This is a genomic window from Rhodococcus sp. NPDC003383, assembly GCF_053589115.1.
This window is the reverse complement of the sequence record NZ_JBSFRG010000018.1, coordinates 1-11,881: the sequence shown is the minus strand read 5'-3', so window position 1 is coordinate 11,881 and position 11,881 is coordinate 1. Positions and strand designations below refer to the sequence as shown.

Annotated in this window: 12 protein-coding genes and 1 rRNA gene; 1 reads left to right on the top strand and 12 read right to left on the bottom strand. The window is 66.8% G+C overall.

Annotation, left to right across the window (positions count from 1 at the left end; genetic code table 11):
* Window positions 1-13: 13 nt before the first annotated feature.
* The 11 genes from ACWDTS_RS16675 to ACWDTS_RS16625 all read right to left on the bottom strand — a co-directional run bounded on the left by ACWDTS_RS16675 (window position 14) and on the right by ACWDTS_RS16625 (window position 11,195).
* Window positions 14-637, bottom strand: a complete 624-nt coding sequence (locus ACWDTS_RS16675) for a hypothetical protein (RefSeq protein ID WP_248676350.1) — start codon at window positions 635-637, stop codon at window positions 14-16.
* 56 nt (window positions 638-693) lie between these two features.
* A complete protein-coding gene (locus tag ACWDTS_RS16670; RefSeq protein ID WP_248676351.1) occupies window positions 694-1,980 on the bottom strand; it encodes an MlaD family protein in 1,287 nt (428 codons plus the stop codon).
* On the bottom strand, window positions 1,977-3,086 hold the full coding sequence (locus ACWDTS_RS16665) for an MlaD family protein (RefSeq protein WP_248676352.1): 1,110 nt from the start codon (window positions 3,084-3,086) through the stop codon (window positions 1,977-1,979). The genes ACWDTS_RS16670 and ACWDTS_RS16665 overlap by 4 nt, the downstream gene beginning before the upstream one ends.
* Complete coding sequence (locus ACWDTS_RS16660; RefSeq protein WP_248676353.1) at window positions 3,083-4,189, bottom strand: MCE family protein; 1,107 nt, start codon at window positions 4,187-4,189, stop codon at window positions 3,083-3,085. Before ACWDTS_RS16660 ends, ACWDTS_RS16665 begins: the two co-directional genes overlap by 4 nt.
* Complete coding sequence (locus ACWDTS_RS16655) at window positions 4,186-5,238, bottom strand: MCE family protein (RefSeq protein ID WP_248676354.1); 1,053 nt, start codon at window positions 5,236-5,238, stop codon at window positions 4,186-4,188. Before ACWDTS_RS16655 ends, ACWDTS_RS16660 begins: the two co-directional genes overlap by 4 nt.
* A gap of 6 nt (window positions 5,239-5,244) precedes the next feature.
* Complete coding sequence (locus ACWDTS_RS16650; RefSeq protein ID WP_197251363.1) at window positions 5,245-6,282, bottom strand: MCE family protein; 1,038 nt, start codon at window positions 6,280-6,282, stop codon at window positions 5,245-5,247.
* Complete coding sequence (locus ACWDTS_RS16645; RefSeq protein WP_248676355.1) at window positions 6,279-7,580, bottom strand: MlaD family protein; 1,302 nt, start codon at window positions 7,578-7,580, stop codon at window positions 6,279-6,281. Before ACWDTS_RS16645 ends, ACWDTS_RS16650 begins: the two co-directional genes overlap by 4 nt.
* A 3-nt stretch (window positions 7,581-7,583) precedes the next feature.
* Window positions 7,584-8,438 (bottom strand): MlaE family ABC transporter permease, encoded by an 855-nt coding sequence (locus tag ACWDTS_RS16640; protein WP_197251365.1) that lies wholly within the window; start codon window positions 8,436-8,438, stop codon window positions 7,584-7,586.
* Window positions 8,439-9,236: an MlaE family ABC transporter permease gene (locus ACWDTS_RS16635; protein WP_197251374.1), complete on the bottom strand. Its 798-nt coding sequence runs from the start codon at window positions 9,234-9,236 to the stop codon at window positions 8,439-8,441.
* 132 nt (window positions 9,237-9,368) lie between these two features.
* On the bottom strand, window positions 9,369-10,679 hold the full coding sequence (locus ACWDTS_RS16630) for a cytochrome P450 (protein ID WP_450109518.1): 1,311 nt from the start codon (window positions 10,677-10,679) through the stop codon (window positions 9,369-9,371).
* Window positions 10,680-11,063: 384 nt separating this feature from the next.
* A complete protein-coding gene (locus ACWDTS_RS16625) occupies window positions 11,064-11,195 on the bottom strand; it encodes a hypothetical protein (RefSeq protein ID WP_450118673.1) in 132 nt (43 codons plus the stop codon).
* Here ACWDTS_RS16625 and ACWDTS_RS16620 point away from each other — a divergent pair.
* Window positions 11,137-11,718, top strand: a complete 582-nt coding sequence (locus ACWDTS_RS16620) for a TetR/AcrR family transcriptional regulator (RefSeq protein ID WP_450118670.1) — start codon at window positions 11,137-11,139, stop codon at window positions 11,716-11,718. The genes ACWDTS_RS16625 and ACWDTS_RS16620 overlap by 59 nt on opposite strands.
* Window positions 11,719-11,799: 81 nt before the next feature.
* On the opposite strand, the gene rrf is transcribed toward ACWDTS_RS16620, so the two are convergent.
* Window positions 11,800-11,881: ribosomal RNA gene (rrf, locus tag ACWDTS_RS16615) — 5S ribosomal RNA — on the bottom strand; the annotation flags it as partial.

Genomic DNA, 11,881 nt, shown 5'->3' with positions numbered 1-11,881 from the left:
CGCGCGCCCGAGTTCAGGGCAGCACCACGTCGGAGGCGAGCCAGCGGCCGTCGACGAGTTCCATCGTCATCACGACGCGGCTGCGGTCGAGTCTCGGTTCGGGTGTCACGGCGTTGGTGACGGTCTGGTCGACGAACAGCAGCACCTCGACCTTCGTGGTCGTCGCGGACTTGATGCCCGCCTCGATCACGACGCCCTCGGCGGTGGCCTGGTTGTCGACGAGCAGCTGCCGAAGCTGTTCGCTCGACTGGGCATACATGTCCTTGAAGTTGCCGGTGGCGCCGTCCAGCACGGCCTGGAAATTCGCGTCGAGGTCGTCCGAGCTGACGCTGGTCAGCACGACCGCGTACTGCCGTGCCGCGTCGAGCGCTGCGGCAGAGGCGTCGTCGACGGCGTCGGCCTGATTCCACTTCCAGCCGAGCACGCCGGCGGCGACGACCGCCAGGACCGCCACCAGCACGGCGGCGAGAAGCGCGAGGCGTCCCCGATCCTTGCCCGGCACCGCTTTGCCGGTCGCAGCGTCTTCGGTTGCGGCGTCGCCGGTTTCAGCATTCTCGTTCACGACGTAGTTCTCGGCCTTCTCGTCGGCATCCTCGCGCTCGACGACGGCCGCTGCCGTCCGGCTGTTCTTGCTCACGTCGGTTCTCCTTCTCGTTGTCGGGCCTGGTCGCTGCGTCGGCAGCCGTGATCGGATCAGCGCACCCCCGGGTCGCCGGGATCGGGGCCGCCGGGTTCGAGCAGTAGAGACAACGGCCCCATCGGTGTCGGATCCGCCTGCTGCAGCGGATCGACGCCCGGCGGCGGCGCATAACCGCCTTCCTCACCCGCCGGTCGCGGCGCGTTGCGTGCTCCACGGACCAGGGTCGACGGATCGGGATTCGGACAGTAGGTGTGCAGGTACGGTTCCGGAAAGTTCGACAGCGCAGGCGACTGCCGGGGCAGGTCGTAGTCGCACGAGTACCGCGGATAGATGTTGACGAACGCCCAGATACCACCGTCGCGGAACGCGGTCCCCAACGCGTCGAGTGTCGACCCGCCGCGGGTGGCCGGGAAGAAGAACTCGTGGAGGGCAGGTACCCGGAGGTAGGCCATCTGCGCGGTCGTGGCCAGATTACCCAGCAACTGCACCATCGTCGGCGAGTTGTCCGCGAAGAGCGTGTCGACGGACTGCAGGGTCGCCGGCGCACCGTCGACGAACTGCCGGAATCCCGCGTCCTTCGACTCGATCCCTTCGAGCGTCGCCGACAGATTCCGGGAGGTCGCGGCCAGACCGGCGGCACTGTCCGAGAGTGTCCCGAGCACGACCTTGCTGGTGTTCAGCACGCTGACGGTCTGCGGCAGCACCGAAGCCAGTGTGGAGATCAGAAACGTTCCGCCGTCGACGATATCGGCCAGCTTGTCCGGACCCTCCGCGCTCATGCCGAGCTCGTCGACGATGGTCCGGACCGTATCGGGGTCGATCTGCGCGAGCATGCCGTCGAGATTGCCCATAAGCGTGGACAACGGGACCGGGGTCGACGTCTCGCCGACAGCGATCTCCGCGCCGTCGACGAGGAACGGCCCGCCGTCGGAGGCCGGCCGGAAGTCGAGGTACTGCTCCCCCGCGAGCGACAGTCCCGCCACCCGCACCTCTCCGCCGACGGGGATCTGCGCCGACGAGTCGATCGCCGCGACCGCGACCACGCCCTCGTCGGTGAGCTCCACCGACGTCACCCGCCCGACCGGGACGCCGCGCAACGTGACGTTGCGGTCGGGCAGCAGCCCTCCCGAATCCCCGAGGTTCACCCGCACGTGGATCTTCCGGTCGGCCGGATCGAGGTGGAAGACACCGAAGATCAGGTAGGTGACGCCGAGAACCAGGGTGAGGGCGAGGGCCGCCACCGACAGCCCGAGGCGGTGCGCCGACGCGTAGCGCACACCCGTAACCAGTGCGCGGGCAGGAACTTCGAGGACTGCGTTCCGTCCGTCGGCGGCCGTCATTCCGGCACCACCCCGAACTTGGTCTGCAGTCGCATGATCGTGTACGTCAACGTGCCGACGAACGCCGTCCAGTCCGTGCCGTCGGGCAGCCTGCTGCCGGGGTCACCGGTGTGGCCGGGGACCGGGACGGCACCGAGCGCCAGCTGCTCCAGATCGGCGTCGGTGTGCGCGGACGTACCGCTCGTGATGTTGATGACCGGCGCCAGGATCCGGTTGACGGTATCGAGGGACACCCCCGGCTGCGTCGCTGCTCTGTCGAGTTCGGCTGCAACCCGGTTGATGTCGGCGATCATGCTGCGGGTGTCGGTTCCCTGGACGGACGGGAACTCACCGATCCGGTCGGTGATCGCGGCGACCTGGGAGACCAGATCGACCACCGCCGTGGTGTTCTCGGACAACACGTCGAGTGCGGGACCGGCAGCGACGACCGCATCGTTGATCGTCGAACGCTGATCCGAGAGCGTCGCGACGAGACCGTTCGTCTGCTCGAGGGATCGTCGGATCTCCTCGGACCGGGAATTGAGATCGCCGACGAGCCGGGTGGACTCGTGGATCAGTTCGGCGATGCGGTCCCCCTTGCCGTCCACCGCCGAACCGAGGCCGTTGACCAGTTTCGTCAGGTTCCGGACGACACCGCCGTTGACGAGCAGTGACGACGTTGCGAGAAGTTCCTCCACGGTTGCCGCGGCGGAGGTGGCTTCGATCGGGATGGTGTCGCCCTCGCCGAGGACGGCGGCGTCCGCCGACGGATCGTCCGGCGACTGCAGCGAGACGAAGACGTCACCGAGCGGAGTCGCCGACCGCAGTTCGGCGGTCGTGCCCTCGCGCAGCACCACACCGTTCATGATGCGCAGGGAGACGACCGCCGTGTAGTTCTCCACACGCATCGACTCGACCTCTCCGACGTCCACACCGGCGAGCTTGACCTTCGCCTTCGTCGGCAGATTCAGCGCGTTCTCGAACGTCGCCGCGATCACGTACGAGTCGCCGCCGACACCGGGGGCGGGAAGGGGCAGGTTCTCGAGTCCCGTCGAGCAGGCCGCCGTCGACATCGCCACGGCGACCGAGATGCCGGCGAACGCGAACCGCAACCGTGGGCCTCTCATCTCGGCAGTCCCGCCAGTCCCTCGAGCATGCCCGCGACACCGAAATCGGGTCCGAAGTCACGCAGGGTTCCGGTTGCGCAGCCGAGATGGGTGAGTCCCAGGCGGTTGCAGACCTCCTTGACCAGCTGCCCGTCGAAGAAGACCTTCTCGAGCTGTGCGTGCACGCGGGCTCCCCCGTTCTCCTGGTCGATCGTGTTGTACGCGTTCTCCATCAGCAGCGGCGTCACGTCGAGGAATTCGGCGAGCTGGTCGCGGTAGTCCGCGAGCGACCGGGTGACCGTCTCCGCGTTCGTGAGCGTCGATCTCAACGCGTCCCGATTGTCGGTCAGCAGCGAGTTCGCCTGAACGAGAATGTCGTTGATCTTCGAACCGGTGTCGCCGGTGCCGAGGTTCGCGTCGGCGAGGATCTCGCTCATCATTCGGGTGGCCTCGCCGAACTCGCGGATGTCGCGGTCGTTGGCGGCGGCCGCACTCGTCAGGACCGCGAGATCGTCGACGATCCTGGTGATCTCGTTCGCGGTGCCCGCACCCTCGTCGTCGCTCAGGCGCAGCGCGTCCGAAAGGGTGGACAGTGCCGACCTCATCGCATCACCGTTGCCGTCGGTGGCGCCGGCTCCGGCTGCCAGGATGTCCGCGACGGGGCCCCCGCCGGTTCCGTCGCCCTGAAGTTCGACGGCCAGGTTGTCCGCCATGGCCAGTAGCCGGTCGAACTCGATCGGAGTCTTCGTGCGGTCGAGTCCGAGAATCGCATCCTGTGGAAGCGTGTCGCCGCCTCGGTACACCGGTGTCAGTTCCACGTGGCGGTCCGTCAGCACGGACGTCGACACCGCCACCGCCTGCACGTCGGCCGGAAGGTCGATGCCGCCGTCGACCTCCATCCTCACCTCGACGTACGAACCCTTCGGTTCGATCCGCGTGACCTTTCCGATCGGAATTCCCAGGACCGCGACGGTATTGCCCTCGTACAGCCCGGCACCGTTGTCGAATCGAGCGGTGATCGTGTGCGGTTCCTCGCCGCCGAATACCGCGCGGAGTCCGAAGAAGCCCGCGGCGAGCACGAGAAGTGCCACGGCAGCGGCGCCGACGATCCGAAGCGGGCTCATTCGCACTCCTGGAAGTAGGCCGGCATGTCCAGTTCCACGGCACGGCCGCTGAGCGCGCACATCCACGAGTCGATCATCGGGCCGGCGGGCGCGGAGAAGTCCACCTCGTTCGCGGTTCCGCTGGCATTCGTGAAGTTGCGCAAGGGGACCGGAAGGATCTGCAGGGTGTTGCGCAGCAGATCGTCGTGGTTGCCGAGGCTCTGCAGCAGTTCGTTCAGGCTCGCGATCAGCTGTTCCACTTCCGGCCGGTCCTCGACCACGAGGGTGTGCAGCTCCGACACGAGGTTCGTGGTCGCGGCGAGCAGCCGATCGATCATCTCCCGGCGAGTCGTGATCTCCTGCAACATGTCCCGGCCGTTGGTGACCAGCGCGCCGAGGCTGTGTTGCTGATATCGCACGATCCCGGTCATCGTCCCGGTCGCCTCCAGCAGCGACCCCACCTGGTCGCGGCGCTCCGCCAGCACCGCCGACAGACTCTCGATGTTCGCGAGCGCCTGGGGCATCAGCGGGGGCAGACCGTTCAGCTCACCGGCGAGCGCGGCGAGGGTGTCGCCGAGTTCTCCGGCGTCGACCTGTTCGAAGGTCGTGGTCGCGTCCGCCAGCACCTCCATGAGGTCGTACGGAACCTCGGTGTGGGCCAGCGGGATCCGATCGTCCGGAATGTCGCCCTCTCCGGCGGGCCGCAGTTCGATGTAGCGGGCGCCGAGCAGCGTGGTCAGCTTGATGGATGCCCGGGTATCGGCGCCGAGCGGGACCCCGTTGTCGATCTTCATGGTCACCACGACGTGGTCGTCCTCGAGCCGCGCTCCGTCCACCGTACCGACCTGGACGCCGGCGATCGTGACCCCGTCGCCGGGCGCGATCTGTGCCGCCTGAGCGAATTCGGCTTCGTACGTGCGTTTTCCGAATCCGGCGGAGCTGATCAGGAGTGTCGCCGCAAGTGCAGCGGCGATTGCGACGACGGTGATCGCGCCGAGGGTCACCGGTCGGCACTCTTCGATGGGCCGGATCCGGAACCTGCCGCCGCGGGCGGTGCGCTGGGTGGTCACGGTCGGTCACCTGCAGACCGGGGAGTGCGTGACCCGGCCCTCGGGCGTGGCCTGCGCGACGACGGTCGGAATGACGTTGCTCAGCGCCGGGACGAGCGTGACATTGAAGTTGCACAGGTATGTGGACAAGTAGCTCCCCTCCTGGCTCACCCGGGCGAGCCCTTTCAGCAATGCGGGAAGGTTGAAGGCGAAGTACTCGAAGGAGTCCTTGTGATCGTTGAAATGCTGCGCGAAACCCGGTTCCCGCGCGAGGAATTCCTGCAGGTCGGGTTGGACCTCCGCGACGATCGTGGACACGCTGTCGGCGACGGCACCGATCCGTTCCACCGATCCGACGAGTTCGTCCCGCCGCGCCGTCAGCTGATCGAAGATGGCCCGCGACTGCGAGATGACCGTGTCGAAGTTGCCGCTCTGCACCGCGAGGTCGTGGACGACCGTGTCGAGGTTGCCGATGATCTCGCCGAGGACCTGGTCGGGACCCGCGATCGATTCGGCGAGTCGCGTCGTCTCCGCCACGAGCGTGGTGACCGCGCCCGAATCGCCCTGGAGCGCGGTGATGATCGCGGTCGTGATGTTGTCCACCTGCTCGGGGTCGAGGACGCTGAACAGTGGTTCGAATCCGTTGAGGAGCACCGAGATGTCAAACGACGGCTCGGTGTGCTCGACGGGAATCCCACTGCCTGCGGGCAGTATCCGTGGGTCGCCGAATTCGCCGAGCGACAAGCCGAGGTACCGCTGTCCGATGATGTTCTGGTAGGTGATCGACGCTTTCGTGTTGCCGTACACGACCTGACCGGAGTCGATGCGGAACTTCACCTTCGCGGTGGTGCCGTCGAGCGCGATCGAATCGACGCGACCCACCCGGACACCCGCCATGCGCACGTCGTCGCCGACCCGTAGCCCGGAGACGTCGGTGAACTCCGCACTGTAGGAGGCCGTCGGCCCCTGCACGCCGCGCTGCAGTGTCACCAGCACGGTCCATCCCAGGGCGCAACACACCACCAGAAACAGGGACAGTCCGATCAGCGGCTTGCGATAGCTCATCGCGGCGCCTCCGGTTCGGGTACGACGTTGACGACCGCACCCCGGGCGAGGGGGCCGAGGAGCATCTCCGCGGCCGCGTTGAGGTCGCCACCGAGGATTGCGTCGAGCAGTTCCTTCTCCTCCGGTCCCCCGACCGGCCCGACGTTGCCGCCGACCGGCTCGGTGCTCACCATCGTCGACGCGTCGGGGGTGTAACCGGGCACCGGCGGGACGCCGGTGGGGGCGGTTGCGCAGCTCGCGCCGGCGAGGTCTCCGTATCGCGGGCAGTCGGCCCTGGTGTACATGCGGTGCGGGGTGAACTGGAAGACGAACTTGCCGACCCCGTTGAGCCGGCCGTCCGGCTGGAAGTGTTCGAACCACTTCCTGGAGATGCTGTTCATGCTGACCACGATCTGCGAGAACGAGGGCGAACCGTCGGCGAGAACCCCGAGCACCGGCGTGAGCTGCGTGGTGAGGGTGATCATCCGATCGGTGTTGTTGTCGAAGGCGGTTCCCGTCGTCCCGAGCGTGTTCGCCCCGGAGAACAGGAACGCCGCGAGTGCCGCGTCCTTCTCGGCGAGGGTCCGCATCGGGGCGATCGAATGGTGCAGGGCGTCGAGCAGCTCCGGTGCCGACTCGTGCAGACCTTCCACTGCGCCGGTCAGCGCGTCGAGTGTCGACGGTCCCGCGCCGGGCTCGACGACCGCGCCGACCTCCCGGACGATCCGCGCCAGTTGCGCTCCCGCCTCGACGATGTCGTCGCCCCGACGGTCGGTGGCATGGGCCACCGCCGCGAGGACACCCAGGGTCTGTTCGGTGCCGACACGTGCAGTCGCCGCCGCAATCTCCCGCAGTTTCGTCAGCGCGGTCTGGAGTTGGACCGTCGCCAGACTCTCGTCCTGGGGAATCCGCGTATTCGGTGGGAGCGGGGGCGCCGCCCCGTTGTCGACGAGTTGCACCGACGACACGGCGAACACATTGCTCGGGACGACGCGTGCGGTGACGGTGCTCGGAATCGAGCGTGCGTGGGCCGGGTCGAGCGCCATGTGAACGACGTTCGGTCCGTCGCCGGTGGCGGCATCGACACTCTGCACCGTTCCCACCAGGACGCCGCGGAACTTCACGTCGGACCGTGCGGGCAGCCCGTCCCCCACCTCGGTCAGGGCTGCGGTGACGTCGAAGGTGCGGTCGAATGCGCCACCGGTCTTCGCCACGAGCCCTGCGACCAGCAGGGCCGCCACGACGAGCGCCCCGAAGCCCTGCAGGTACAGCCGGGCCGGACCCGGACCGCGTCCGTCGCTCTCGAACAGGATCGGCATCGTTCACCCACCCAGCCTCGCTCCGGAGCTGATCCCCCAGAATGCGACGGTTAGTAGAAGATTGACGACGATCATCGCGGAGATGCTCGAGCGCATCGCCCGGCCGGCAGCAGTGCCGACGCCCTGCGGTCCACCCGACGCGTAGAAGCCGTAGTAGCACTGGATCGTCGTGGTGATGACCACGAAGACAACGGCTTTCGAGAGCGAGTACACGATGTCGGGGCCACTGAGAACGAGACGGAAATAGTGGTCGTAGGTGCCGGACGAGACGCCGCCGGACATCCCGATGACGATCTGCACGGTCAGGTAGTTCGCGGCCAGACACACCAGATACAACGGGATGATGGCGACGATCGACGCGAGCAACCGCGTCGTCACCAGATACGGAATCGACGGTATTGCAAGGGTTTCCATCGCGTCGATCTCCTCCGAGATCCGCATGGCACCGAGTTGCGCGGTGAACCGGCAGCCGGCCTGTGCGGCGAACGCGAGCGACGCCATGATCGGCGCCAGTTCACGCGTCGTCGCCGTCGACGAGATCATGCCGGTCGCCGATTCCAGGCCGAGCAGATGCAATGCGTTGTATCCCTCGATCGCGACGAGCGCTCCGGCGGCGGCACCGAGGATGACGATCACTCCGGCGGTGCCACCGCCGACCACGATCGAGCCGTTGCCCCACGTCACGTCGGCCAGGATCCGCAGGAATTCCTTCCGGTAGTGACGCAGCGTCGTGGGGATCGCCGCCAGCGCCCGAACCAAGAACCCGATCATGTGGCCGAGGCGCTGGACCACCGCTGCTTGCGACGCAACGACATTCACGATCGGCCGTGTCCCGGGAGGGAAGTATCGCGATGCCACTCAGAACCCCGTACGTGGAAACAGCAGCACATACAGCTGCGTGAAGGCGACGTTGACGATCATCAGGAGCAGGATCGAGGCGACCACGGTGGCGTTCACCGAGTTCGCGACACCGGCGGGCCCACCGCGGGTGTCGAGCCCCTTATGACAGGCCACAATCGCGACGATCGCCCCGAAGACGATCGCCTTGATGATCGTCAGGACGAAATCACCCACGGTCGCGAAGGATGCGAACGTCGTCACGAAGCTGCCCGGCGTTCCGTTCATGACGAACGTGTTGAACAGGTATCCCGAGAGGAAACCGACGAAGCACACCAACCCGGTCAGGGCGACCCCGACCACGATCGCCGCTGCGAGACGCGGGACCACGAGCCTGCGCACCACCGAGACGCCCATGACCTCGAGGGCGTCGATCTCGTCCCGGATCTTGCGTGATCCCAGATCCGCGCAGACCGCGGACCCCGCGGCCGACGCCATGAGCAGGGCCGCGACCATCGGCGCTCCCTGCTTGATGACCGCGAGACCGCTGGCCGCGCCGGCGAGCGAGGTCGCACCGACCTGTCCTGCCAGCAGACCGAACTGAATGGACAGGGTGACACCGATCGGAATCGCCACGAACATCGTGGGAAGCGCCGACGCCGAAGCCATGAACGCCGCCTGCCGAACGAACTCCGCGAACGGAAACCGAAGTGCCGCAATGTCGGTGATCAGATACTGGATCGCGCGGATACCCAGTACACACTGCCCACCGACGGTTTCCAGTGCCGCGACGGGATGGCGACGGATGTAGCTCCGCATCCACCGGTCGATCTCGGCGACCGCCGAGGTTTCCGGCCGGACCTCGGCAACGTCGACGGGACTGCGCCGATCCCCGCCACCTTCCCCAAGGATCCCCATGGTGTGGCCTTTCGTCGTCGGTCGGCCGTGTGATCAGTGGGCGGGAGTGAAATCGACGTGCAGTTCTGCGATTCCGCGCAGGATGTAGGTCGGTTCGTACCGGTAGGTGCGATGTCCGGCCGGTCCGTGGTGGGAGTCGTCGACGGTCAGGGTCGTTGTGCGGTCGAGGAATCGCTCGATCGCGACACGGCCTTCGATACGGGCGAGCGGTCCACCCGGACAGGTGTGCACACCCCGACCGAACGCGACGTGTTCACGGGCGTTGGCCCGGTCGACGTGGAAGGTGTGCGGGTCGTCGAACCGGGCCGGGTCGCGATTGGCGGCACCGGGCAGCACCATCACCACGGTGCCGGCCGGAATGCGCACCCCGGCCAGTTCGGTGGTGGTGCGGGTGAGCCGGAAATCGCCCTTGACGGGCCCGTCCATGCGCAGCAGTTCCTCGACGAAATCCGCGATCAGGGTGCGGTCGGCGCGCAGCGCGGCCTGGAGTGACGGGGTGTCGGCCAGGTGCCGGATCCCCGCGGTGATCAGCCGGGCGGTGGTGTCCTGACCTGCGCCGAAGAGGAACGTGGCCAGCCGGACGAGTTCGACCACCTCAGGGAGTTCGCCGTCGGGGTAGGTCGCCGCGGCGAGGGCGCCGAGGACGTCGTTCTGCGGATTGGCGCGGCGGTCGGTGAGGTAGCCGGTGAACTTCGCGTCGAGGTAGTCCAGCGGGTTGGTGGCCAGGGTATCGGCCTCGCTCATCGCCCCGACCTGCTGGGCGAGCAGATGACGGCGGAAGTCGTCGTGGTCCTCTTCCGGGACACCGAGCAGGTTGGCGATGGTCAGCAACGCGAAGGGCTGGGCGAATCCGTGCAGGACCTCGACGGTGCCGTCGGCCAGGAATTCGTCGATCTGCCTGTCCGCCAAGCGCCACAGGAACTCTTCGGATTCCTCCATGCGGCGAGGGGTGAACAGGCCGGCGAGCAGGCGGCGGATCTTGGTGTGCCGGGGTGGGTCCATCGTGACCAGGTGCTCGTTGAGCGGGAATTGGTCGCGATATTCGTCGATCTGGTGGTTGATGTCGTCCCCGTCCGGGATGAACGGCAGCGGCGGGAACGGGCCGATGGGTGCGGTGATGTTGGAGAACACGGTGGTGTTGCGGAGCACTTCGAGGGCCTCGTCGTAGCCGGTGACCGCGAGGACGCCGTGGCTGACCGGGTGCACCGGGCAGCGCGACCGCAGATGGTCGTAGAACGGGTGCGGATCGTCGGTGAAGTACGGGTCGGTGAAGTAGTCCCGGGCGAAGTCGCCCTCGAGCTGGTCGACCGGGCAGGTCGGGGAGTTCTCGGGTGCAGCGGTCACGGCAAACTCCTGTCTGGGCGCACGGACGGGACCGGCTGTAGCCCCACCCCGATGCTGAGCAGTTGCATAGCGATGCTGAGCACATGGATAGCACGCCCGCCGGAACGTGGTCAAGGTCACACATCGTGGTCGTCTCGGATGTAAACAGACTTATGCCGCCACGAGACAGAGAGGCCCGGTTCTCAATCCGCACAACGGATTCGAAGCGCACAGCGACTCCCGACTCGAATCGGACAAACGACCACCGGTCCTGTCCGTCGACATCTACCGCCGCGCCGATCGTCGCGAGTCCGGAATCACGACAGGTGGTGACCCCTCACAACCTGCCGCGCCGTTCACCTCCGATGAACCGAGGCATACTCGCCACATTTCCGACTTCGGCGCCTACGATGCGAGCACACCCGACCCGATGTGCGAATCCTGGAGGTGGACGACGCGCATGGCATCGCCGCGCAGAATCGGGGCTCCCGACGCGAAGAACCGGACGGTACTGCTCGACGCCGCCGAAACGGTCATGATCGAACACGGCTACGCCGCCGTCTCGTCCCGCCGCATCGCCGAACAAGCCGGTCTCAAGCCACAATTGGTGCACTACTACTTCCGGAGCATGGACGAGTTGCTGTTCGAGGTGTTCCGACGTCGAGCCGAGGAAGGCCTCGAATACCAAGCGAGCGCACTGGCTTCGCCGCAACCGCTGTGGGCGCTGTGGGAGTTCAGCACCGATCCTGCCGGCGTGGCACTGACGATGGAGTTCATTGCACTGTCGCGGCACCGGCCGACGCTTCGGACCCAAATTGCCGAATACTCAGAACAATTCAGGCGCCAGCAGGCCGACGCAATCGCTGCCGTCCTCGACCGGTACGGAATCGAGCACGAAGATCTTCCCCCAGTCGTGGCGTCGGTCCTCATGACGTGCCTGTCCCGTGTGATCATCATGGAGGATTCGCTCGGCGTCACCGGTGGCCATGCCGAAACAGTGAGCCGCGTCGAGCACTGGTTCCACGCACTCGAAGGCCCCAGACCCACCCGCCCAGGGTGACGTCGACCCCCGCCGGCAGTGATTCGATCCGGGAAAGCCGAAGACCCCCACCGGAATCGGTGGGGGTCTTCGGTAACGGGTGTTCGGCGGTGTCCTACTCTCCCACACCCTGTCGAGTGCAGTACCATCGGCGCAGACAGGCTTAGCTTCCGGGTTCGGAATG